21 protein-coding genes are annotated in these 23,239 nt (G+C 38.4%); 2 read left to right on the top strand and 19 right to left on the bottom strand.

Annotation, left to right across the window (positions count from 1 at the left end; genetic code table 11):
- Positions 1–219 precede the first annotated feature (219 nt).
- The 19 genes from ACRWP9_RS15855 to ACRWP9_RS15945 all read right to left on the bottom strand — a co-directional run bounded on the left by ACRWP9_RS15855 (position 220) and on the right by ACRWP9_RS15945 (position 21,481).
- The gene (locus ACRWP9_RS15855; protein WP_434926804.1) at positions 220–1,644 is read right to left on the bottom strand and encodes a lipopolysaccharide biosynthesis protein; all 1,425 of its coding nucleotides are present in this window, start codon (positions 1,642–1,644) and stop codon (positions 220–222) included.
- Between the two features lie 37 nt (positions 1,645–1,681).
- The gene (locus ACRWP9_RS15860; RefSeq protein WP_434926805.1) at positions 1,682–2,749 is read right to left on the bottom strand and encodes a TDP-N-acetylfucosamine:lipid II N-acetylfucosaminyltransferase; all 1,068 of its coding nucleotides are present in this window, start codon (positions 2,747–2,749) and stop codon (positions 1,682–1,684) included.
- 2 nt (positions 2,750–2,751) lie between these two features.
- Entirely contained in the window at positions 2,752–3,876 is a 1,125-nt protein-coding gene (gene rffA / locus ACRWP9_RS15865; RefSeq protein ID WP_434926806.1) for a dTDP-4-amino-4,6-dideoxygalactose transaminase, read from the bottom strand.
- A gap of 3 nt (positions 3,877–3,879) precedes the next feature.
- Positions 3,880–5,022 (bottom strand): ATP-grasp domain-containing protein, encoded by a 1,143-nt coding sequence (locus ACRWP9_RS15870; RefSeq protein WP_434926807.1) that lies wholly within the window; start codon positions 5,020–5,022, stop codon positions 3,880–3,882.
- Complete coding sequence (locus ACRWP9_RS15875; protein ID WP_434926808.1) at positions 5,019–5,696, bottom strand: hypothetical protein; 678 nt, start codon at positions 5,694–5,696, stop codon at positions 5,019–5,021. The genes ACRWP9_RS15870 and ACRWP9_RS15875 overlap by 4 nt, the downstream gene beginning before the upstream one ends.
- Before the next feature lie 8 nt (positions 5,697–5,704).
- Positions 5,705–6,568, bottom strand: coding sequence for a glucose-1-phosphate thymidylyltransferase RfbA (gene rfbA, locus ACRWP9_RS15880; protein WP_434926809.1), 864 nt, complete (start codon positions 6,566–6,568; stop codon positions 5,705–5,707).
- 64 nt (positions 6,569–6,632) lie between these two features.
- A complete protein-coding gene (rfbB, locus tag ACRWP9_RS15885) occupies positions 6,633–7,712 on the bottom strand; it encodes a dTDP-glucose 4,6-dehydratase (protein ID WP_434926810.1) in 1,080 nt (359 codons plus the stop codon).
- Positions 7,713–7,976: 264 nt separating this feature from the next.
- Positions 7,977–8,936 (bottom strand): Wzz/FepE/Etk N-terminal domain-containing protein, encoded by a 960-nt coding sequence (locus ACRWP9_RS15890; protein WP_434926811.1) that lies wholly within the window; start codon positions 8,934–8,936, stop codon positions 7,977–7,979.
- A 120-nt stretch (positions 8,937–9,056) separates the two neighbouring features.
- The gene (locus ACRWP9_RS15895; RefSeq protein WP_434929097.1) at positions 9,057–11,492 is read right to left on the bottom strand and encodes an SLBB domain-containing protein; all 2,436 of its coding nucleotides are present in this window, start codon (positions 11,490–11,492) and stop codon (positions 9,057–9,059) included.
- A 940-nt stretch (positions 11,493–12,432) separates the two neighbouring features.
- Positions 12,433–12,942: a transcription/translation regulatory transformer protein RfaH gene (gene rfaH, locus ACRWP9_RS15900; protein ID WP_434926812.1), complete on the bottom strand. Its 510-nt coding sequence runs from the start codon at positions 12,940–12,942 to the stop codon at positions 12,433–12,435.
- A 237-nt stretch (positions 12,943–13,179) separates the two neighbouring features.
- Entirely contained in the window at positions 13,180–13,731 is a 552-nt protein-coding gene (locus tag ACRWP9_RS15905; protein ID WP_434926813.1) for a DUF4136 domain-containing protein, read from the bottom strand.
- A gap of 133 nt (positions 13,732–13,864) precedes the next feature.
- Entirely contained in the window at positions 13,865–14,290 is a 426-nt protein-coding gene (gene ruvX / locus ACRWP9_RS15910) for a Holliday junction resolvase RuvX (protein ID WP_434926814.1), read from the bottom strand.
- Between the two features lie 54 nt (positions 14,291–14,344).
- The gene (locus ACRWP9_RS15915; protein WP_434926815.1) at positions 14,345–14,950 is read right to left on the bottom strand and encodes a YqgE/AlgH family protein; all 606 of its coding nucleotides are present in this window, start codon (positions 14,948–14,950) and stop codon (positions 14,345–14,347) included.
- Between the two features lie 139 nt (positions 14,951–15,089).
- Entirely contained in the window at positions 15,090–15,419 is a 330-nt protein-coding gene (gene yciH, locus ACRWP9_RS15920; protein ID WP_434926816.1) for a stress response translation initiation inhibitor YciH, read from the bottom strand.
- A gap of 571 nt (positions 15,420–15,990) precedes the next feature.
- The gene (hemH, locus tag ACRWP9_RS15925) at positions 15,991–17,004 is read right to left on the bottom strand and encodes a ferrochelatase (protein ID WP_434926817.1); all 1,014 of its coding nucleotides are present in this window, start codon (positions 17,002–17,004) and stop codon (positions 15,991–15,993) included.
- A 113-nt stretch (positions 17,005–17,117) separates the two neighbouring features.
- Positions 17,118–17,630, bottom strand: a complete 513-nt coding sequence (locus tag ACRWP9_RS15930; RefSeq protein WP_434929098.1) for a glutathione peroxidase — start codon at positions 17,628–17,630, stop codon at positions 17,118–17,120.
- A 385-nt stretch (positions 17,631–18,015) separates the two neighbouring features.
- The gene (locus ACRWP9_RS15935; protein ID WP_434926818.1) at positions 18,016–19,140 is read right to left on the bottom strand and encodes a hypothetical protein; all 1,125 of its coding nucleotides are present in this window, start codon (positions 19,138–19,140) and stop codon (positions 18,016–18,018) included.
- A 178-nt stretch (positions 19,141–19,318) separates the two neighbouring features.
- Positions 19,319–20,431, bottom strand: coding sequence for a PilT/PilU family type 4a pilus ATPase (locus ACRWP9_RS15940; RefSeq protein ID WP_434926819.1), 1,113 nt, complete (start codon positions 20,429–20,431; stop codon positions 19,319–19,321).
- Between the two features lie 12 nt (positions 20,432–20,443).
- Positions 20,444–21,481: a type IV pilus twitching motility protein PilT gene (locus ACRWP9_RS15945; protein WP_434926820.1), complete on the bottom strand. Its 1,038-nt coding sequence runs from the start codon at positions 21,479–21,481 to the stop codon at positions 20,444–20,446.
- Between the two features lie 24 nt (positions 21,482–21,505).
- On the opposite strand from ACRWP9_RS15945, the gene ACRWP9_RS15950 reads away from it, so the two are divergent.
- Both ACRWP9_RS15950 and proC read left to right on the top strand, forming a co-directional pair.
- Entirely contained in the window at positions 21,506–22,198 is a 693-nt protein-coding gene (locus ACRWP9_RS15950) for a YggS family pyridoxal phosphate-dependent enzyme (protein ID WP_434926821.1), read from the top strand.
- Positions 22,199–22,418: 220 nt separating this feature from the next.
- Positions 22,419–23,237, top strand: coding sequence for a pyrroline-5-carboxylate reductase (gene proC, locus ACRWP9_RS15955; RefSeq protein ID WP_434926822.1), 819 nt, complete (start codon positions 22,419–22,421; stop codon positions 23,235–23,237).
- Positions 23,238–23,239 lie beyond the last annotated feature (2 nt).

Consider the following 23,239-nt stretch of genomic DNA (forward strand, 5'->3'; position numbering starts at 1 on the left):
CAAGAGCACTACCTTTCAATTTCACAATGGAAAATATCAATCGATATAACGCAGAATCAATGATTATCAGTATAATTAACAAACAAGAGGCTGATATACTTGTTTACTTATCATTTATTAAATTTACAATATAAAATATTTATTTACAACTATGTCTATTTGATTAAAAGCCTATTCTGTTTTTACTTCATCCTTTCCTGACTAACAAAAAAGTTAAAATTAATTTTTAACTTTTTTTCTGACCAATTCATATATTTTTATTTTAATTAGTAATAATTCCACCCTAAAAAACCAGCATGAAATAATAAATAAAACAAACCAATAAATATATAAAAAATAGCCAAGCCTGTCCTGTTTAAGAGCTGCAATTATTGCACCAGCAACGGCCATAAAAGTAAAAGTATATAGTGCTACTCTAGGAAAGGGTTTCCAAACTAAAATGGAGAATTCAGTCCTAAAAATTAAAAAAGTCCAAAACGCGAATGCTGTACTACTTGCTGCACCTGCTGCACCAAACTTTGGAATCAAAAAGATATTACAAATAAAGTTAACGCAAAACGCTAGTGCTGATGCAAGCAAAGCGTAGCGTGATTTACGAGAAATACCTATTCCTACGACAGTTGTCTCTGAAAGCGTGTAGAGCAATGGATAAGCAAGGCAAGCGACCAAGATCCATTGCACTGCATCGTATTCGCTCGGTAGAACAAAAGGAACAATCCAAGATAGCAAGCCAGCAAAACAAAACAACATAATCACAGCAAGTAGCACGTAGCGACTGACCATAATTACTTTCTCGTATCCTTCATCTTTACTAGCCCATTTATAAACCGTAGGAGCCCATACAGTCGAAAATACCGATTGAAAAATAGTCGCAGCTGCGGCGAAACTAACAGATACAGAGTAGACACCCAACTCACTGAAAGTACTCCAACGGCTTAACAATACTCGGTCTATTGAAGTTAATCCCCAGAATGCTACACCGCCTAGAATCAATGGCATACCAAAATTTAACATTTGCTTAAATTGTTGTAGCTTAATTTTCTCAAAAAAACATGAGTGCCAAACTGTTCTGGTATTCCAAATAAATATAAAACACGTAAGAACTATCGCTAAAGTATAAGCTATGAGTAAATATTCAAAAGACTTAGCAACATCTAATAAAAAATATGCAAGTATTATTGCAAGAACAAATGCTTTAGGTAATAGTTGACTCATTGAAAAAGCTATTCCGCGCTCGTCCATCCGCAGTACGAGTGATAGAAAGCGAGAGATAAAAGTACATACCAAAGCCACGGAGAGTAACCAACTTATTCCCGTTGACTTCATATCAAATACGATTTGAGACAAAAATGTCCCAAATGATAAACATAATACCAGAGTACTCATCAACAATATAAAGCCAGGTAATACTGCAGTTTTTAGTAACAGAGGTCTATTCGTCGACTCATGGTATTCACGAACATACCCTTGATCTAGCCCAAGGGTAAAAAATAATGTTGTAAAACTCAAGACCACTTGTAACAATGCTATTTTACCTATGTCTTCTTGACTGAATATCCAAGCGATGATAGGTAACGATATAATTCCTAATAATGCCCCACCAAGAGGCCCTATGGCGAAATGGAGAATTTTTTTTGGTGTCATATTATTGTACTAATTATTATAAATGGAGCTATGCCGGTCACCCAAAAATGTTTTTAAGTTGCTTCACTAAATTTAGTTCACTAAAATAATTACGGACATTCTTATTATTAGCGATTGAAACTTCATCAGTCTGTGGGATTAAGCTTAAATAATCCAAGGCATAAACTTTTATTTTCAGCTTAGTAAGTAAAGCATAAGCACTCGTGTCTGTCCGCATAAATACTGTTTTACCGCGGCCGAGTAAATTAATGGTGCTACCCATTGCTTGTTGTCGATTATGAGCAAATATCCCTATGTCAATTACATCTAATATTTTGTTGTATTGTTCTAATGGCATGAAGTCCATCAATGGATAGAATTTATCTCCAAACATCAACTCCCCCAAATTTTTAATTCTTTCAGCATAGTCTGAGTTACCATACGATAACGGGCAAAAAATTTTATCTACTCCATTTTCAATATCTAATTTCACCAACTGCTCAAATATTTGTTTGTGATTATTACTCTGATCAGCGGAATTACCCACCAACAAATTAACTTTCACAGCTTCATTTTTAGCTGTCTGATTTATAACCGTTTCACATAAATCACCCCCACTAAAAATATTACTCTTATAAGTTATAGATTCATACAATACACCTTTCGCCCCATACCAATTTTGAGCTTTTCTATAATCACCATCTACATAAGTAATAAAACCACCTAAACGGCTAATTAAAAATCTACGGAAAATTTCAAAAAAGTGATATCGAGTATTCTTTATCGCTAATTTATGATAATAAAGATCTCCGCCCCAAATAACCCAAAGACATTTTTTGTGAAGCCAAGGCATAAAACATAACAGCAGTGTAAGTTGATGCATGAAGAGACCATGCAAAATTATTTTATTGTGGGTATGACAAGTAAACGCTAATCTAGTTAATACCATAAAGCTTTTGATTGTTGGATAGTGAGTAGTATTACTTGTCTGCTGATAAGGATATTTATCTATGTCACCAAATGTAATAAAAGTATGCGATTCATCTGAAAAATTATCCTTTAAAATTTCAATAAATCCAGGAATAAACTTATCAAGGTAAGCTATGTGTAAAGTTTTATTACTCATTATCAACACACTAACTTACTTAATTCACTGCATATTTTATCAACTTGCTCATCTGTTAACTCATAAAAAAGCGGCAGCCTTACTAGATTATCAGTAAAGAGATCAGAATTGGGCAGTTCAGGGCCGAAATATTTTTCTTGATAATACTCGCTTGAATGAAGTGATAAGTAATGGAAGACTGTATGAACACCATTATCTTTTAATTTTTGTATAAGGGAAGTTCGTTGTTCCAAGCTTTCACAAACTAAATAAAACATATGTGCATTATTAGTTGAATAATCTGGAACCTTAGGTAATTTGATCGCACTATTTTCAAAAACAATACTAAGTTTATCGTAATATCGTTGCCAGATTGCTTTACGTCTAGCTTGAATTATATCTAAACTTTCAAGCTGAGCATAAAGATATGCTGCAATTATATCAGATGGTAAGAAAGAAGAACCAATATCCGCCCAACCATATTTGGCAACCTCACCACGGAAGAAAGATGACCTATTCGTACCTTTTTCTCGAATGATTTCTGCACGCTGAATATACTGTTCATCATTAATTGCTAATAAACCGCCTTCACCAGCAATTATATTTTTAGTCTCATGAAACGAAAAAGTGCCGAATGTTCCAATACTACCGAGCGGTTTCCCCTTATAATAACCATCAATAGCCTGCGCCGCATCCTCAACGACGGCTATATTATTTGTATTGGCTAATTCCATAATAACGTCCATATCACAAGCAATACCCGCATAATGAACAACTACAATTGCTTTTGTATTCGGGGTTATAAGTTTTTCTATTTGTTTAGGATCAATATTTGGATGATCACTATAACTATCTGCAAAGACTATCTTGGCACCACGGAGAACGAAAGGATTAACTGTTGACACAAAAGTATAAGATGGTGCAATTATCTCATCACCAGGTTTAATATCCAACAGTATCGCAGCCATTTCCAAAGCGTCGGTACATGAAGTTGTCATCAATACTTTCTTAAAACCAAAGCGTTGTTCAAAAAAATCATGACATTTTTTAGTATATGCACCATCACCAGCGATTTTGCCCGAAGAAACTGCATCAGCTATATAAGCCAACTCTTTACCGTGTAAATAAGGTTTGTTAAATGGAATCATTTGTTAAAATCCTAATATTTTCAGTGCTTTATCTCGTCTTTCTTGATCCGTGACTAATAGTAAATGGCCTAGCCTATCTGAACTTGATGTTATTTTTTTATTATGAATACCGTTAGTATTATTTAAGTTTGAATGAACGACATCACCATAAAAGCAAGCATTGTGACATTTTTTTACATCGTCATCGTTAAAAACAAATTTGACTATTGAAATCATGTGCTTTTTTTCTTGCGAGTAAAACTCTGTAGCTTTATAATTACTATTCATCGCAATAGCAAGTACAGCTTTGGTAAAGTCAAAGCCTGTACTATAGAAAACCAAGTCTGAACCGATGTAATCGCCCCCCATCCTGGAACCAATTTCAATGATATATGCATCACCAATATCATTTATTTTTAATTCTGTGTGTGCAGCACCATTTGAAATATTAACCGCTTTAAGCGTTTTACAAACCAAGTCACTGATTAAATCTCGCTCTTCACTTGTAATTCTAGCAGGGCAAATATGCCCTCTTTCTATAAAATCGGGAGAGCCAGTTGTAAACTTTTCAGTGATCTGAAGAATTTCGTGACTGCCATTATAACTTATTGATTCTACGCTAAACTCTCTACCATTTATAAATTCTTCAATCAAAATTTCTTTTGAAAAAGATTCATCAAATGCAACTTTAATTGCCGTAAGAATATTAAGCGGAGAATCAACCAAAGTTATCCCTCGGCTACCTGACCGATCTACTGGCTTAACAATGACAGGATAGCTAAGGGGTTGAAAGTTTTTAATTTCATTTAAATAATTAAAGTGGGGTACAGGAATATTATTCATTATCAAATGCTGTCGCATTAGATATTTATTAGTAGTGATCTCTGTACACTCGATGCTATTACTAACTAAACCTAAGGCATTGGCTACAAAATTGACAGTTATATTTGCTAAGTCAGACCCTATAGAGCAAATGCCATCAATTCCAATTTCTCTACATTTATCTAATATTAACTGTTTCTCTATAATACTAATATTATAAAAAAAATTTGCTGCTAACTCATTTCCGCCCCACGAAAAAACATGAGTCTCTAAGCCTTCTTCTCTAGCAGATTTAATTAATGGCAGTTGGAATTCACCAGAACCAATAATTGCAATTTTTTTCATGGAAAAGAAACTCCTATATTTTTATCGATATTTGCAATGTGTCTTGCCGGTAAGCCAAAGTATTTTGATAAATCTTTAACATTTGAGTTAATTAAACTGCATGCGCCAATTATACATTCTCGACCAATTTCAACTGAGTCAATTAAAGTTGCACTAAAACCAATAAATGTAAGAGTTCCGACTTTTACAAAACCACCTAAGGTTGAATTTGCAGCAATAAAGCAATGACTATCAACTTCAACGTCATGGCAAATGGTTACATTAGACCAAATTGTAACATTATCATGTATAAATGCACCTTGCTCAATTACAACACCATCAAAAATAATACAACCAGAACCTATTTTAATTGCATCTACGTGAGCATTGGGTGATATTAATGTTGCTATATTAAGGTTATGTTTAATTAATTTGTCATAAATTAATTTTCTTGTTCGCATACATTTATAACCAACAGCTATTGCATAACTTGCATTAGGGTGTAGTAATAAAGATTCATTGAATCCTACAACTTGTAATCCACTAAATGTCTCTGGTAGATCTAAAAGATATTCATCATCAACACAGATTGCTACTACCTCTATGTTTTCTATTTTATTACAAAGCGCTATAATACTATTTGAAAACGATGAGCATCCAAAAATCACTAATTTATTATTAGTAATACTTTTCATTTTTATACCTATTGAATTAAAGACTTAAGATATTTTCCATAGCTATTTTTAGCCATTTCATTCGCTGCCTTTAATATTTCATCGTCAGTTAACCATGTATTTCGCAAAGCAATCTCTTCTAAACAAGCAATTTTATAACCTTGTCTTTTCTCAATAGTTTCGACAAATGTAGCTGCTTCAAGTAAGCTTTCATAGGTGCCAGTATCGAGCCAGGCAAAACCACGGCCTAACAACTCAACATTTAACTCGTTTTGTTTCAGGTACATTTCATTAAGGGTAGTAATTTCTAATTCTCCCCGAACAGATGGTTTAACTTGTTTGGCTAGCTCAATGACTTTATTATCGTAAAAATAAAGACCTGTCACTGCGAAATTGGATTTAGGTACAAGTGGTTTTTCTTCAATGCTGATAGCTTTTAATTTGTCATCAAACTCAACAACACCAAAGCGTTCAGGATCTTTTACTTGGTAACCAAATACCGTTGCACCACTTTTGCGCTCTGCAGCTCGTTTTAAAATAGGTGAAAAGCCTTGTCCCCAGAAAATATTATCACCTAGTGCAAGACAGACACTAGAATCACCAATAAAATCTTCACCAATAATAAAAGCTTGGGCTAAACCTTCTGGTTTCTCTTGGACTGCGTATTCCAAGGTAATCCCGAAATCAGAGCCATCACCTAATAAGCGTTTAAAAGAAAACTGATCTTCAGGAGTAGTAATAATTAAAATTTCACGAATACCCGCTAACATCAAAACAGATATCGGATAATAGATCATTGGTTTATCGTAAACAGGCAAAAGTTGTTTTGAAATCCCTTTAGTAATTGGATACAAACGAGTACCTGAACCACCTGCCAAAATAATGCCTTTCATATGAAAATAATTTCCTAGATCGTTAACCCTAAAAGTAGGGCTTTAAGTTAAAGCTAGAGGTCAACTAAATACCTAAACGCTCGCGTTGATAGCTGCCATCTTGAACATGTTGACACCAATTTTGGTTAGATAAATACCATTCAACAGTTTTACGTAAACCAGTTTCAAATGTTTCTTTTGGTAGCCAGTTAAGTTCATTGCTCATTTTGGTTGCATCTATGGCGTATCGGCGGTCGTGACCTGGACGGTCTTTTACAAAATTAATTTGATCAGCATAAGGCGTATCTTTAGGGACTAAAATGTCTAAAATATTGCAAATTGTGTTAACTACTTCAATATTTTTCTTTTCATTGTGCCCGCCAATATTATATGTTTCACCAACTTTACCTTGTGTAACGACTTTATAAAGTGCACAGGCATGATCTTCTACATATAACCAATCACGAATTTGATCACCTTTACCGTAGATAGGTAGTTGTTTACCTTCTAATGCATTTAAGATAACCAATGGTATTAACTTCTCCGGAAAGTGGTACGGGCCATAATTGTTAGAACAGTTTGTAATAATGGTTGGTAAACCGTAAGTGCGTAGCCATGACCTGACTAAATGATCACTTGATGCTTTTGATGCCGAGTAAGGACTGCTTGGTGCGTAAGTAGATTCTTCTGTAAATAATGGCAACTCTTCACTCAAGCTTAAACCATCCAGATCATCAGGATGAGGTAAATCACCATAAACTTCATCTGTTGAGATGTGATGGAAACGAAATGCTTTTTTGGAATCTGCTGATAAAGTATTCCAATACTCTCGAGTCGCTTCAAGAAGCGTATATGTACCAACAATATTAGTTTGAATAAAGTCTGAAGGTCCGGTAATTGAACGGTCTACATGTGATTCCGCAGCTAAATGCATCACAGCGTCAGGCCTATAGCTTCTGAACACACGTTCAAGTTCAATCGAATCGCATATATCAACATGCTCAAATGAATACCGATTATCATTTTCAACACTAATCAAAGATTCTAGATTGCCCGCATAAGTTAATTTATCTACATTAATAACACTATCATTTGTGTTCTTAATTATATGGCGAATTACAGCAGAACCAATAAATCCTGCACCACCTGTAATTAGAATTTTCATTTTTACTACCAAATTCGATGAAGACAACCACAAGAAATGGTTATCTTAGAGTGACAAATACTGAAAGGTTACACTTTTTCATCTCAGCCTTTCAAATCAAGCTGCGACACTTTATATCCATATTGAGACAGGCCAATCTTCGCTATCCCACGTAGAGCCTAGGTTTTACTGTTTTCAGCGTCTCTGTTTTATTTAAGCAGTCCTAATGGACTCTTATAAACAGTTAGATTCCGGCTCAAATGCTTTGCCGGAATGACGAGGAAGTTAAGCTTCTTTTCTAACAAAATATCTAATTAATACCAACATGACACCCAACATACCACCCAGCAAAGTGCCTAACACACAGATTAATGCCCGCTTAGGCTTTGATTTTTCTTCTGGAATTAATGCTGGGTCGATGGTTTTAAATACGTACTCATCGCGAACTTCTGCAAACATAATTGTTTTCGCTTGCTCTTCGATTAACTTGTATAAAATTGAGCGAATATCGGCTACGTTGGTTTGATCGATTTGAGATTCTAAAAAAGCAATACTTCGTTTCGCTTCTGTGACATCGCGGTCTTTCATCACTTTATTGATGTCTTGTACTAACCAGTTAACCCATTGCTGTGCGATGCTTGGTGATAAATGTTCTACTGAAATTGTTACCATTCTGGTTTCTTTATCAGTATTAACTGCAATCACTTTGCTGAATTTTTTAAATGCTTCTTGCATTGATGGTTCTGGTTTAAATGGGGCTTTAACTTCACGGATCCATTTATTTTCCACCGCTAGATACATTTTATCATTGTAGCTGATGGTGTTTTCAGCCATATTCCAGCTTTTTATCGCCATTAAATCTGGCAGCAAATTATGATTTTGTATAAAGTCACTGGTGAAATGACGTGACTTCATTACCTCTATGGCCATTTGGGTTTTATCTACACCACCCTTACGGCCAAGGTTAATTCCCGCCATTGACGCTAAACCGCCGAACTGGCCAGCTAATGCCGCTAAACCGCCCCCACCTTGTTCTGTATCAGCGGGGGCTAATAAGGCCTCTGACTTATATATGTTGGGTTGGTTGATGGCGAATACCACAGAACCTATAGCGAATACTGCCGTAATGGCAATAATAAGCCATTTACCTTGCCAGATAACGGAAAATAACTCCCGAAGGTCAATCTCATCATCAGGCTGTTGTGGGAATTGAGCATCGTTGTATTTATTTATTTCATTAGACATTTAAAACTTATCTCATTGTTTTAAGTTTTCGAATACGGTTAACGGCACGTTCGCTGACTTACAAAACACTTAGATCACCGTTGACGCCATTAAAGCAGATTGTAAGCTTAACTATATGCCCTACAAAGTCGATATGGTGGCGACGGCAATGGCGCTGTTGTACATAATGGTTGTTATTTGGGTCCACAGTGACAGGTTGTCTTTGTACTCAGTATCTAACGGTACAATGATAGTGTCACCCGGTTCCATTTCGTTGCTACTGCTAAACCAGAATGAACTGCCTGGCATGGCCACTGACCCGTCTGCTTTAATGATGTAACTTCTACCATCATCGGCACGTTTACGTGGGCCACCAGCCAGTGCTAAGTATTGACTGAAAGTGATCCCGTCGCGGTATCTGTGGGTACTTGGATGCTGTACTTGGCCCATTATCGAAACCGTTTGATTGTGAGCGGGTATATACAGTTGGTCTTTATCTTCTAAATCCATATCAGCTTCTTCAATACCCACTTGCAGGGCGGTAAGGTCAATCACTAATCGGCCAACCACTTCTATATTTTCAAGCTCTTTAAGCATTAACTGTGCATCTGCATAACCCACTGTTGGGGTGTCTTTAGTTAGTGCTTTTGATGATATTTCACGGCGTAGCTCATCTGATAACTTAGCCAGTTCTTGTTTTTCTTTTTGTTTAACCGATTCACGCAAAAAAATAGCACTTTTTAATGCCGCATCTTGGGTATACCCACCGGCACGGGCAATCACGTCTGCTAATTTTTCACCGCGCTGTATAGAATAAGTACCTGGAAACTTGACTTCGCCTTTAATGCTCACCCAACGGGTTTCTTGCCAATCGGGTAAAGTGCGTACGGTTAAAATATCACGACTGTTTAATGCGAGATTTGATGATGGGTCATTGTTTATTACATCATCTAAGCTTAATTGAAGATGCTCAATGGTTACGCCCTCGGTTTCAGACACATTTTGGCGAGTAAGCTCTGCTGATAAAGTGTAAGCACCCTCTTCTAGGCCGCCTGCAGCAATAAGCAACTCTTTGACGTTAGCATTAACGGTTAATGGATATTTACCTGGAAATCTTACATTGCCGTTAATATCTACCAATTTAGCGGCATCACCAAAGCGGCTTTGCTGTTTTAGTTGTTTGATAACTGGCTCAAGTAATAATTCACGATCAGCATAGTCAAATACCAGTAAGGTGTCTCGGGGCTGTAGCGCAATATTGCTGAGTGAAAAAGGCTCGGCAATGGCTTTACCTAATGCAACGCGATGTACTTCTATGTCACCCCGTTGATTAATTTCGCGAATGAGTAATGAATAATCTAAGTCAGCAGAAATGGTTAAATTGCCCCACACTGATGGCAATAAATCAGCGACTTTACTTCCGTTAGTCCATTGATATTTACCGGGACGAATAACGGCCCCCGCGATGGTAATTGCATTTTCAATGCGACTAGAAGCTGATTTAACATTTAACACATCACCGTTTCTAACCTTAGCCGACAAACCAGATTGAGTGGTTAAGTCGACGTTAATTACCGTTTTAACCGCATTTTCATTATAGCGTTCAACCACACTGGCTTTAGGAAATGCACCCGGGTTTAAGCCACTGGCCATTGTCATCACATCAGCCATGGTTTCATGTTGCTTTAACTCATAAATTGCAGGACGGCGCACTTCACCTATTACGCTAACGCTGTCACCTGCCGATGGAATAAATACCACATCGCCCGACTGCAATCGTTTATCGCCTAATGCATCACCACGCATTAATAGGTCATATAAATCTAATGTGGCGATGGTTTTACCGGCACGTTTTAATTGAATATTACGCAATGAGCCAATTTCATTTATGCCGCCGGACACAAATAATGCTTGAGTAATGGTAGATAGGCTCGACACAGTATATGAACCTGGCTGGTATGCATCACCTGCTACAAAAATGCGTACAGTGCGTAGTTCACCCATAGTGATACTGGCATTAATACCAATCATTGATTGGGATATTTTATCTTGCAGCAGTTGTCTGGCTTCAGAAAACGATAAACCCACGAGTGAAATAGGGCCTAAATCGGGAAATTGAACCGCGCCGTCACGGCCAATGACTAATTGATAATTTTTATTTTCTTTACCGTATAACTGAATATTGATGTTATCACCTGGTCCCATCATATATTCAGCTGGAACGGGGACATCTGATACTGGCGCAAAGGTAGAAGGTGAACCGGCAAATAAATCATAACCAAAACGTTTTAACTGAGAAAGTTTTTCAGCTTCTCGTTGAACTACAGTAAGTTGTGTTTTAGTTTTTTGTAAGTTTTCATCACTTTCTGATTGGTCGTGTATTTCATCAGCCTTGTACTCAATTTCCCGGGGCATTACTACTTGCGGATTGTCAATTTGAATTGCTGCACCTTGACCTGCCGACAACATTGAAGGATCCAAACCGTATTGTTTCGCTAACCTTTCTTGTTCTGATTTAGGCAGCTGTTTAAATTGCTCAATCATTTGTGGTGATGGAGTAACCGCTTGTACTGGCATGGTTAATATAATAAAGGCAGATAAGCCTGCAATGAACAATGTTTTGATTTTATGAAACACCAGGTATCTCCAATATTATTAATAAAATTAGGGTTAATTTGATAACAGCCTATAGCGAACGATGCGACTGACGATAAGGCTGATGTACTTGGCAAATTGCCAAATTTTTCAAAATCTATATACCGCTGTTTGTAGCGATCAACACAGTATGCTTTGCTAACCTTGCTAACGTTTTTTTAGCGACCGAGAAGCCATGCTTTGCTACCGTTCTTTGTAGCGACCGAGAAGCTATGCTTTGCTACCGTTCCGCGTGGCGACCGAGAAGCCATGCTTTGCTACCGTTCCGCGTGGCGACCGAGAAGCTATGCTTTGCTACCGTTCCGCGTGGCGACCGAGAAGCTATGCTTTGCTACCGTTCTTTGTAGCGACCGAGAAGCCATGCTTTGCTACCCTTCTTTGTAGCGACCGAGAAGCTATGCTTTGCTACCGTTCCGCGTGGCGACCGAGACGGTCTTCGGCGTTAGCTAAAAGACAGAAACTTTTCTGTCTTTTGTCTTTCAGACACGCTACCGCCCTTAGATTGCGGCTTCTATTGTGCCCTTCGCATTGCGAAACATCTAATTTTTTGATTAAATATTTATTAGTTCAAACTGAACCAATGTAAAATTTGGTGCGTATTATAACTTAAGTGTGTTGTTAAATATGTAGAAAAATCAATCAGTCGGCATTAAAAAAACATTTTATAAAACCGACAAAGTCATACAAGTAACTTTAACATCAAAAAAACCAATAAATATTTGATATAAAACATTAAAAACCATCAAATCCTTAATGTTTATCTGCGGTTAAAATTTATAAACATAAGCTGCTATAGTCAATGTCTTACAAGGTTGTCAGTATATCTCTATTGTGTCGACTAACTTATAATCAACTCGATTAATTAACAATCATTACCTGCTGCACTTTTTTTGATTGCTTGCTCATCAATTAAAATACGCTTTTGTTGACCCATTATATTGAACAATACGTAACAGCGCTTCTCTGCATTTCGCTCTTCGAAAATAGCTTCTAGATCAATAAAAGGTCCTTCAGTAAAGGTAACTTTATCGCCTTTTATTAAGCCTTTTTCCAGCTCAGGCACAAAAGCATTAACACGCCGTTTAATGCCACTAATTAATCTATCATCTATAGGTGTCATCACTTCTTTGCAGCCGATAATACGACTTACACCGCGAGTTGAGTGAATTTTACTCACGCTGAATTCAGTAGGGTCAAAGTGGATAAACAGGTAATTAGGAAATAACGGTACGTCGGCCATTTTGGTGATTGATTTTGATTTTTTTGATTCTTTAATCATTGGTAAATAGCTTTCAATTTGTTGAAGCGCTAAATTCTGTTGTGCACGTAATTCCTCACGCGGTTTACAATACAAAAGATACCAAGATTTCATCATGACTCACTTACAAATGAAGGGTGAATTTCCTTATCACGGTTAGGAATTTTATCAAATGGGTGAGAGTGGGTAAAGATAAACAGCACAGAATGATAGATGACACTGACTTATGTTTATGGTCGTCATGTTTAGTGTTAGTTATTTTATTCTGATATTTACGAAATGCTGACTTTTAAACAATAAAGCGCTGCCCAAAAGGGAAGCGCTTTAAGAATCTATATCAGTTTTATACTACTATTCTGCTTTTGGCGGGTAAGCGGACATTACATGTCCAATGGCATTGTTGATAATCTCTACACGCTCTTGTGGCGTATTTTGATCGCGTATTGTGTCTTCAACACTACCACGCCATACAAGTTTCTCCGTTTTATTATCAATTAAATCAATTATTAATGTGCCGACTTCATATTCGCGCACCGTGGTTTGAGTGTGCATTGAACCACTCCATCCCCAACCTGGTCCATAATATGGGTTATAGCCAAAGTTGTTATTAAACGTATCGACATTAATTTTTTTGTCTACTTTGGTCAGGTAGTTAACTAATAAATCGGCATCAGCTGCGACTTTAGTTAACCCTTTAGCTGCCATTTGATTATCGACGGCATCTCTCACTCGCTGATCAAGTAATCCATCTAAGTGATAACCTTTGTCTTCTTCTTTGGCTGCAACCCAAGTGAATGTTTTATATTGGTCAAATGACACTGCTGGGTCAAAATCAGTATTGGTTTTTAATGTGCTACATGCACTTAAGGCTAATACTGCTATCGCTAAAACTAACTTTTTCATACAAACTCCAAAAACATTTAAATAATCACAAGCTTATAGACAGTTAAATGATTGTCAAGTTCATCATTTAATCAATAAATTAAATACTATTGAGGGTAACGAAAGGTCTGATTTAAAAATACGATAAAGCCGTTTAGTCTCCGAATTGATTTTCAAAGTAACTTTCGACAATCAGTACCGCAGAAACTGCATCAATTTGCCCTTTTGATAGTGCTTTAAATCCACCAAGTTCAAACAATCTGGCTTTGGCATCTGCCGTTGTTAGACGTTCATCTTGAGTCGCTACTTTTATACCAAAGCGCCCATTAATGCGATTAGCAAATTTACGAGCCCGCTGGGTCATTTCTTGCTCTGTACCATCCATATTTAACGGTAATCCTACTACCACTAAATCTGGTTGCCATTCGGTTATCAATTTACCAATATCGTCCCAATTGGGAATGCCATCAACCGCTTTAATCGACATTAATGGACTGGCACTGGCGGTAATAGCTTGGCCGATTGCGATACCAATACTTTTGGTGCCATAGTCAAAACCTAATATGGTTTGAGGTTGCATGATGTTCCTTCAGGTAGATAATGTAGAGTTGGCATAGTGTGTCGTAGTCTTGTCTCAAGCATGACCTACCTGAGATGAAATTTGCCACATATCAAAGCCCAGTTGCTTAGAGGCTATATCCCACAGGTGTTCAGGGTCTTTGGTATACAACAATTCTGGAGTTGCTTTAATGGTTAACCAGGTATTGTTTGCTAATTCTTGCTCTAATTGATCTTTTCCCCAACCAGCATAACCTAATGCGACGACGTAATCTGCGGGCGATTTTTGAGTACCAATGGCTGATAATACATCGCGTGATGTCGTCAGCATGCAGTAATCTGTTACCTGATGGCTATTAATCCAATTCGGCTGTGGACTATGAAGCACAAAGCCACGATCTGGTGACACTGGGCCGCCCGATAATACTTGAGAATTAATATAGAAAGCCGACTCAGGTGAAGGATTAAGCCCCATTTGCTCTAGTAAGTCTTCGAGCTCAAGACCAATTGGGCGATTCACGACCAACCCCATTGCGCCTTTTTCATCATGCTCACAAATGTAGATAACACTGCGCTCAAAAAATGTCTCTTCAAGCGATGGCATAGCAATTAATAGATAACCTTGTAAACAGTCACCTTGAAGACGGCTTTTTTTGGCAATACTGACTTCTGAACCATCCATAATAACTTCCTTTGCTTGAATACCTAGCCCTAATACTTACTTATTGAAACAGAGTGTACAAGTATATAAACCAATACTTTATTTAATAATCGTTTGATATTAATTATCTTTGGATATTAGGGGCTTAATGTTTAAGGGGTTATCCACCGGCTAGCTTCACCGTGTAACCCATTTTTTCTAATAGGATTTTCAATTGTTCACGGTTATCTGTTTGAACCTCGATATCAAAGTCTTTCACAGTACCGCCACAACCACACTGTTTTTTTAGTTTCTGCGCTAAGGCTTTAAGTTCCGTTTGATCTAAACCTAGGCCCTTTAGCACACTCACCCCTTTGCCTTTACGGCCTTTAGTATCTTTATGGATCCGAACTATGCCGTCACCATCGGGTACTGCTTCTACTTCTTTTTCAGGTTCAATACGGCCTTTATCGGTACTGAATACTAATCTTATATTAGGATCTATTTTCATAATTTATGTGTGCTTTTTTACAATAGATTTAGTCTATCAAATTGAGATAGATGAGGCGAGAAAGTAAATTTTTATGCTGTGTTAATGGTGTTTAGTTGAAACAAAAGCAGATCCCCGACAAAAGCAATCGGGGATGACGCATGGGAAGCATTCGAGATGATGCTTCTAACGTCATCCTGGCAATGCTTGTGGGCCGGGATCTGTTTCTAACAATAAGGTTTTACAATGTTAGCCATCATTTGAAGACGCACGGGAAACATTCATGATGATGCATTGGAAACATTGAAAATGAAGCATTGAAAGCATTGAAGATGATGGATTGGAAGCATGCAGGCTGACGAAATGATGATTGGGAACAATGGTTTTAGTTTATGAAATTGAGATAGACGAGGCGAGAAAGTACATTTTTCATGCTGTATTAATGGCATTAACTGTATTAAAAGCAGATCCCCGACAAAAGCACTCGGGGATGACGCATGGGAAGCATGTAGGCTGACGAAAGACTTTATACGTCATGCTGACAATGCATCTATACGTCATCCCGGCAATGCTTGTGGGCCGGGATCTGTTTCTAACAATAAGGTTTTACAATGTTAGCCATCATTTGAATATGGTCGTCATTATCATTTAAACATTCAATATATCTGAAGTCTGTGCCACCAGCGCCTTCAAACACATGACGATTTTCCCCTTGAATTTCTTCTAAGGTTTCTAGACAGTCAGCGCTAAATGCAGGGCAAATAACAGCAATATTATTTATGCCTTTGGCAGGTAAAGCTTCAATGGTGACGTCAGTATATGGCTGTAACCATTTTGCTTTACCGAAACGAGATTGGAAGGTAACGATGTAATCGTCTTCCGTTAAGCCTAATTTCTCAACCACTAAACGGCTGGTTTTCATACAAAAACAATAGTAAGGGTCGCCTAGATGTAAATTACGTTCCGGCATACCGTGATAGGACAGCACTAACTTTTGCGGTTTACCATGCTTAGCAAAATCTTGCTCAATTGAATTAGCCAGTGCTGAGATTAAATCAGGATGATCATGATAGGTATTAATAAAGTGTAATGCGGGTAAGTAGCGCCATTTGCATAACTCTTTGGCGATTGCATCAAATGCCGAAGCCGTTGTTGGCGCGGCATATTGAGGATAAAGCGGTAATACCACTAAATTATCAATTCCTTGCTTGTGCATTTTTTGCAAAGTTGAAGCGACGGAGGGTGAACCGTATCGCATGGCTAGGTGTACGCTAGCATCAATTCCGCTTGAAGCTAATAACTTATCGAGTTTAGCCTGCTGTTGTTGACTTATAGCCAGCAGCGGAGAGCCATTCTCAGTCCAAATTTGCTTATATAAAGCGGCAGATTTTGCTGGACGAACGCGTAATATAATACCGTGAAGGATCATCATCCATACTAGTTTAGGGATTTCGACTACACGAGGATCGGCCAAAAACTCTGCCAAATAACGTCTAACGGCTGAGGTGGTAGGCGCGTCAGGCGTACCTAGGTTAAGCAACAATACGCCTGTTTTACCGCGAGCACTGTGCCCTGTCTCTTTATCTAACCCTGAAAATCGCGCCAAAGCTCGCTCCTAGTATAATGAACTGATGAATATATTTATTTATGACAAGAGGATATTTGGAAAATATCCTCTTGTCTCAATTTTTTATTAAAAATGCGACTGAAATTAAATAATTAAATACTTAGTTGCTTGTCGATAGCTTTTTTAAGCTCTTCACTATCTGGTTTTACGCGCGAGCTAAACTCAGTGACAGTCTCACCGTCACCCGAAACTAAATATTTGTAAAAGTTCCACTTTGGGGCAGTGCTTTTCTGGTTTAAGTGCTGAAAGACTGAGTTGGCATCGTTACCACGCACTGGCGAGGTGGCAACCATAGTGAATGTCACACCATAATTGATAAAACAGACATCGGCGGTTTTGGCTTCATCTTTTTCTTCTTGGAAAAAATCATCAGATGGAAAACCAATAACAACTAATCCTTTGTCTTTATATTGTTTGTGTAAGGCTTCAAGCCCTTCAAATTGTGAGGTAAAGCCACAGTTTGAAGCCGTGTTGACTATTAACACTGTTTTACCTTGGGTGAGCTCACACAAGTTGACGTTATCGTCTGAATGCAGTTTACGCGCTTCTACATTTAGGTAATCAGGGCAACTTGCTGCACTAGCATTAGCACTGAAAAATGTCATACCAATAGTAAGAGCCACTAGTGATGTGGCAACCAATGAAATCTTCGCTATAGAAGGAAGCGTTTTTGAAGACATTTGCGATAAACCTGACATAAGACATCCTTATTGAATTAATGAATACGTTAAGCTGCTAATATTTAACTAAATCTACTGATATCTAGCTTTACTAAAAACTGACTTTTAAAACCTGACTTTTAGAAAATGGCTAGTTAGCTAGTAAGCACTAACTGAGTAAGTGCTAGTGACGATTAAATCAATATTATTAGCCCAATTTTACAGCCCAAATATGTCTCATATGTACGGTTATACTGCTGACTTAGATCACTGGCTTGAAATCATTGATATAGCTAAATTAACTCTTGTACATCGTTAAGTCTGAGCCTAATTAAAAATAAAACCCGACATTAATGTTTAGTCGAGAATGCCACGAGGTATCACCATTATCAATGCCAACACCGTCGCCGCCAACAAAGTACATATTCTTACCCGCTATCCAGTCAAGATACGAATAAAATTTACCAGCGGTAATGGCACAGCCCGTTACATTTTGAATCGAATTAGCAAGCTCACTTCCAGATACAAGTACGGTGCTGTAATCGTTATAACAGTTAATATTTGAAATAGGCCCCCAATCGACATCGATAGATTTTGATAGGTTAGCGGTTACTACATCAGCTTGTGCCGCTATTTCAAATGGGTATGAAAATGCCGATAATGCGATACGATTACCATACTTAACATCATAATTGTAATGTAAATACTGCAATTGAAGTTGCCAGGTTTGCCAATCTACTTGCCAATGCACTGCTCCGGCAAATGTGCTGATGTCATCTGTATTAGGTGTATTGCCATCAATGCCCTCTGCCCCGTTAACGCTAGTAACATAATCGAGTTGACCATATTGAATAGAACTACCAATCTTTTGGCTAAAACTATTTTGGCTTATCTCATATTCAATACGGGCATTTAATTGGCCAGATTCTTGATAAGGTGATTGCTCTGTGGTTGCTACATCGAATGAATAGCGATCAAAGCGACTACCTTTACCGTACTCATCATTGGCGAAATAAGCTAAATCAACACGCAAATTATCACGCTGATATTGATAATGTAACCCGGCATCGTAATCATCTTCAAAACCTATGTAGTATGTCGCACCAAACCAAAAAGAATGCGCGGCGTAAGGCAATAGTCCAAATGGCACTTGGGTAACTCCCACCTGTACTGATTGCGCCTCATCAAATTGATAACCCATATACGCATGGTGGATGACATCCATATCTTGGTACCAACGATATTGAGCTGACGCAAACAAGCCATCATATGAATTGTAATTCACATCGGCGCGAAATAACTCAAACTCTAATTTTGCGTTATTGTCGTAGTCTTTCCAGCCGTAATTAACGCGAACTGCGCCACTAATATCTAACTCATCAGTGACCTCAACGGCTTGAGGCTGAAAGGATAAAATAGCGAGCAGTAATGGTGATAATTTCTTGAGAGAAGACATGAAATGATCCTTACGGTGGTGTTAACGTGATGAAAGCAAATCCCCATTTGAACAGTTGTAAAGTGACAGCTTAATTATTGATGGCAAAGGTACAGAAAAAGGGCAACTATTATAACAAAAAGCCGCAACGATTGTTGCGGCTTAATCATAAATAGCACAAAGCGTTAATTAACTTGGCTTAATCCATGTCTAATGTCACACCTTCCAAAAAGCCTGAATTAGAAGAGTCATTGGTTTTAAGCTTAATCATTAAGCGCAAATCATTAGGAGAATCGGCATGGTGTAATGCATCGGCGTAACTAATTTCACCTTCAGAGTACAAACCAAGTAAGGCCTGATCAAAGGTTTGCATGCCCTGCTCATTCGATTTAGCCATGGTTTCTTTAAGTAAGTGCAGTTCATTTTTTGCAATCAAACTACCAATACGCGGAGTATTAATAAGGATTTCAATTGCCGCACGACGACCAGAACCATCAGATTTAGCAATAAGCTGTTGAGCAACAATACCGCGTAAGTTAAGCGACAAATCGAATAATAACTGAGCATGCTTACTTTCAGGTACTAAATGCATAATTCGATCAAGTGCTTGGTTGGCGTTGTTGGCATGCAAGGTTGCCATACATAAGTGACCCGTTTCAGCAAACGATAATGCAAACTCCATGGTTTCTTGGGTACGAATTTCACCAATCAAAATAACATCGGGCGCTTGGCGTAAAGAGCTTTTAAGTGCCGCATCAAAAGACACGGTATCAATACCCACCTCTCTTTGAGTCACAATACTTTTACGGTGGTTATGCACAAATTCGACCGGGTCTTCAATGGTTAAAATATGTCCCCGAGCATGGGCATTACGATAACCCACTAACGCGGCTAGCGATGTTGACTTACCCGTCCCCGTGCCGCCGACCATAATAATTAAGCCGCGTTTGCTCATGACTAAATCTTTAAGAATGGGCGGCAGTTTTAAATCATCCATTTCAGGAATGTTGGTTTCAATACGGCGCATGACACAGCCTGCTGAGTCACGCTGCCAAAATGCACTCACACGAAAACGCCCTAAGCCCGAAACCGCATAGGCAAAGTTACACTCGCGAGATTCTTTAAACTCTTTTTTCTGCACATCGGTCATTAAAGATTCAACAAACTCTAATGACTGGGCAGGTGTTAGCTTTTGCTCTGACAGTGGATGCAACTCACCATCAATTTTGGCACTTGGTGGAAACATAGCTGTGATAAATAAATCAGAAGCTTTTTTTTCAACCATAGTGGCTAAAAAAGGGCGAACATCCATTTGTACTATTCCTTAAAAGTTGGCTTGCTTATTACCGCTTTTATGCATGGCATCTTCACGCGTAATCAAACCTCGATTAACTAACGTTTGTAAGCATTGATCTAGTGTTTGCATACCGTGAGCCATACCCGTTTGAATGGCTGAATACATTTGCGCCACTTTATCTTCACGTATTAAGTTACGAATAGCCGGTGTTCCCATCATAATTTCGTGTGCGGCTACACGTCCGCCACCGACCTTTTTAATGAGTGTTTGTGAAATAACAGCCTGCAATGATTCAGATAGCATAGTCCGTACCATGCCTTTCTCACCCGCGGGGAATACATCTACAATACGGTCAATGGTTTTTGCCGCTGAAGTGGTATGCAAGGTACCAAATACTAAGTGGCCGGTTTCTGCCGCTGTCATAGCTAAGCGAATGGTTTCTAAGTCACGCATCTCACCCACAAGAATAACATCGGGATCTTCACGCAGTGCACTTCTAAGCGCCGCATTAAAACTGTGGGTATGCTTATGCACTTCACGTTGGTTGACCAAACATTGCTTATTTTGGTGAACGAATTCGATTGGGTCTTCAATCGTCAAAATGTGTTCATGACGATTTTCATTAATGTAATCGACCATTGCCGCTAATGTGGTTGATTTACCAGAGCCTGTTGGTCCTGTCACTAATACTAACCCACGAGGAAAGCTGGAGATTTTTTTAAAAATATCCGGTGCACCTAGCTGCTCGAGTGACAAAATATCTGAAGGAATGGTACGAAATACAGCACCAGCACCACGGGATTGGTTAAATGCGTTAACACGAAAACGTGCTAAGTTAGGCACTTCAAACGAGAAATCTATTTCAAGATGTTCTTCGTAATCTTTACGCTGTTTATCATTCATAATGTCGTACACTAAACTGTGTACACCTTGATGATCTAACGGCGGCAAGTTAATTTTTCTGACTTCACCGTCAACACGGATCATAGGTGAAACACCTGCAGAAAGATGTAGATCTGATGCTTTATGTTTTACACTAAAGGCCAGTAATTCAGTGATTTCCATTATAGAGACGTCCATTTTAACAATATGAATACAACAATAGCAGACAGATTATCAATCGCCCAGAGTAGAATGAATCAAGCGGCGCAAAAATGTTCACGCTCGCCCAGCGAGATAAAGCTGCTTGCGGTGAGTAAAACTAAACCTATTAGCGACATTATAGAAGCTTATCAGGCTGGACAGCGACTTTTTGGCGAAAATTATGTCCAGGAAGGTGAGCAAAAAATTATCGCAATGCAACAGGCATATCCAGATATTGAATGGCACTTTATTGGACCATTACAATCGAACAAAACTAAAATTGTTGCAGAGCACTTCGACTGGATGCATACCTTAAGCCGTGAGAAAACCGCCAAACGCCTAAACGATCAACGCCCTGCGCAAAAAGCACCGCTTCAGGTGTGCATTCAAGTCAATATTAGCCAAGAAGACACCAAATCAGGTATTGATGCGCAAGCTGTTATTGAATTAGCCAAGCAAATCAGTCAAATGCCAAATTTATCGCTAAGGGGAGTCATGGCCATTCCGACCGCGACAGATGATGTCAACGTTCAGCAAGCTGAGTTCAGTCAACTTAAGCAAATATATCAACAATTACAGCAACAATTTGAAGGTATTGATACCCTTTCAATGGGAATGAGTGGCGATTTAGATATGGCCATTGCTAATGGTTCTACCATGGTAAGAATAGGCAGTGCGATATTTGGAGACAGAGCGTAAGCTAGCGCTCGCAGCACGCTGTATTAACGCCTTCTAAATGTTAGTGCATGCAACATTTACAAGCTCAATAACGATAGAGATATGGGTAGTTTCACCTTCAAGTTGTTCTAAAAGTGATAGCTTATAGATACTGTTGCACAGTGGCTAACATTGAAAATGGCTTTTTTGCCCTCATATAAACAAACATGATACGTAATCGAATTAAAAGTTGGACAATATAATGACACAAGCGAAAGTATGTTTTATTGGTGCAGGAAATATGACCCGCAGCATTATTAGCGGACTGGTAAAAAACGGTTATCCAAGTGAGTTAGTTCACGCGACTAATCCCAGTCAACCTAAGCTTGATGCACTTAATAGTGACTTTGGTATTCTGGTATCTAACGATAATATTCAGGCTGCTAAAGATGCCGATGTGATTGTACTCAGCGTCAAGCCCCAATTGATGCAACAAGTTTGTGAGTCTATGCAAACTCTCGATTTATCCAAGAAGTTAGTCATCACTATTGCTGCAGGCATTCCAGCATCGAGATACCCAGAATACTTCAACCAACCCATTAAACTTATTCGCACTATGCCAAATACGCCAACACAATTAGGTTATGGCATGACAGGCATTTTTGCTGATGAGAGTATTACTGAAACACATAAAGCCATATGCCAAACCTTGATGGAAAGCGGTGGCAAAGTCATTTGGGTCGAAAAAGAAAGCGAACTTAATCAAGTTATCGCGCTTGCTGGCAGCTCACCAGCTTATTTTTTCTTGTTTATTGAGTCAATGATAGAAACAGGCAAAAGAATGGGTATGGATGAAGCCAAAGCACGGGCATTAGCAGAGCAAGCGGCTCTGGGTGCGGCGCAAATGGTGATTCAGAATCAAGATTTATCCTTAGCAACATTGCGTAATAATGTCACCTCAAAGGGTGGCACAACAGCCCAAGCCGTTGAAACCTTTGAAAAAGGTGGTTTACGAGAATTAGTCGATAGCGCAATGAGTAATTGTGTTGCTAAAGCAGAAGAAATGGCAAAAACATTTTAAGT

The sequence above is a fragment of the Shewanella sp. HL-SH2 genome, from assembly GCF_051164935.1.
GTDB classification, from domain to species: domain Bacteria; phylum Pseudomonadota; class Gammaproteobacteria; order Enterobacterales; family Shewanellaceae; genus Shewanella; species Shewanella glacialimarina.

Coding starts and splice junctions, on each gene's coding strand:
- ACRWP9_RS15915 (WP_434926815.1), bottom strand. CDS start 14,950: ATGGATGGTTCAGAAGTCAGTATTGCCAAAAAAAGCCGTCTTCAAGGT.
- rffA (WP_434926806.1), bottom strand. CDS start 3,876: ATGATTCCATTTAACAAACCTTATTTACACGGTAAAGAGTTGGCTTAT.
- rfbA (WP_434926809.1), bottom strand. CDS start 6,568: ATGAAAGGCATTATTTTGGCAGGTGGTTCAGGTACTCGTTTGTATCCA.
- ACRWP9_RS15905 (WP_434926813.1), bottom strand. CDS start 13,731: ATGAAAAAGTTAGTTTTAGCGATAGCAGTATTAGCCTTAAGTGCATGT.
- ACRWP9_RS15890 (WP_434926811.1), bottom strand. CDS start 8,936: ATGTCTAATGAAATAAATAAATACAACGATGCTCAATTCCCACAACAG.
- ACRWP9_RS15935 (WP_434926818.1), bottom strand. CDS start 19,140: ATGTCTTCTCTCAAGAAATTATCACCATTACTGCTCGCTATTTTATCC.
- ACRWP9_RS15945 (WP_434926820.1), bottom strand. CDS start 21,481: ATGGAAATCACTGAATTACTGGCCTTTAGTGTAAAACATAAAGCATCA.
- rfbB (WP_434926810.1), bottom strand. CDS start 7,712: ATGAAAATTCTAATTACAGGTGGTGCAGGATTTATTGGTTCTGCTGTA.
- ACRWP9_RS15855 (WP_434926804.1), bottom strand. CDS start 1,644: ATGACACCAAAAAAAATTCTCCATTTCGCCATAGGGCCTCTTGGTGGG.
- yciH (WP_434926816.1), bottom strand. CDS start 15,419: ATGAAAATAGATCCTAATATAAGATTAGTATTCAGTACCGATAAAGGC.
- rfaH (WP_434926812.1), bottom strand. CDS start 12,942: ATGAAATCTTGGTATCTTTTGTATTGTAAACCGCGTGAGGAATTACGT.
- ACRWP9_RS15860 (WP_434926805.1), bottom strand. CDS start 2,749: ATGAGTAATAAAACTTTACACATAGCTTACCTTGATAAGTTTATTCCT.
- ACRWP9_RS15870 (WP_434926807.1), bottom strand. CDS start 5,022: ATGAAAAAAATTGCAATTATTGGTTCTGGTGAATTCCAACTGCCATTA.
- ACRWP9_RS15930 (WP_434929098.1), bottom strand. CDS start 17,630: ATGACATTTTTCAGTGCTAATGCTAGTGCAGCAAGTTGCCCTGATTAC.
- proC (WP_434926822.1), top strand. CDS start 22,419: ATGACACAAGCGAAAGTATGTTTTATTGGTGCAGGAAATATGACCCGC.
- ACRWP9_RS15950 (WP_434926821.1), top strand. CDS start 21,506: ATGAATACAACAATAGCAGACAGATTATCAATCGCCCAGAGTAGAATG.
- ACRWP9_RS15940 (WP_434926819.1), bottom strand. CDS start 20,431: ATGGATGTTCGCCCTTTTTTAGCCACTATGGTTGAAAAAAAAGCTTCT.
- ruvX (WP_434926814.1), bottom strand. CDS start 14,290: ATGCAACCTCAAACCATATTAGGTTTTGACTATGGCACCAAAAGTATT.
- ACRWP9_RS15875 (WP_434926808.1), bottom strand. CDS start 5,696: ATGAAAAGTATTACTAATAATAAATTAGTGATTTTTGGATGCTCATCG.
- ACRWP9_RS15895 (WP_434929097.1), bottom strand. CDS start 11,492: ATGCCAGTACAAGCGGTTACTCCATCACCACAAATGATTGAGCAATTT.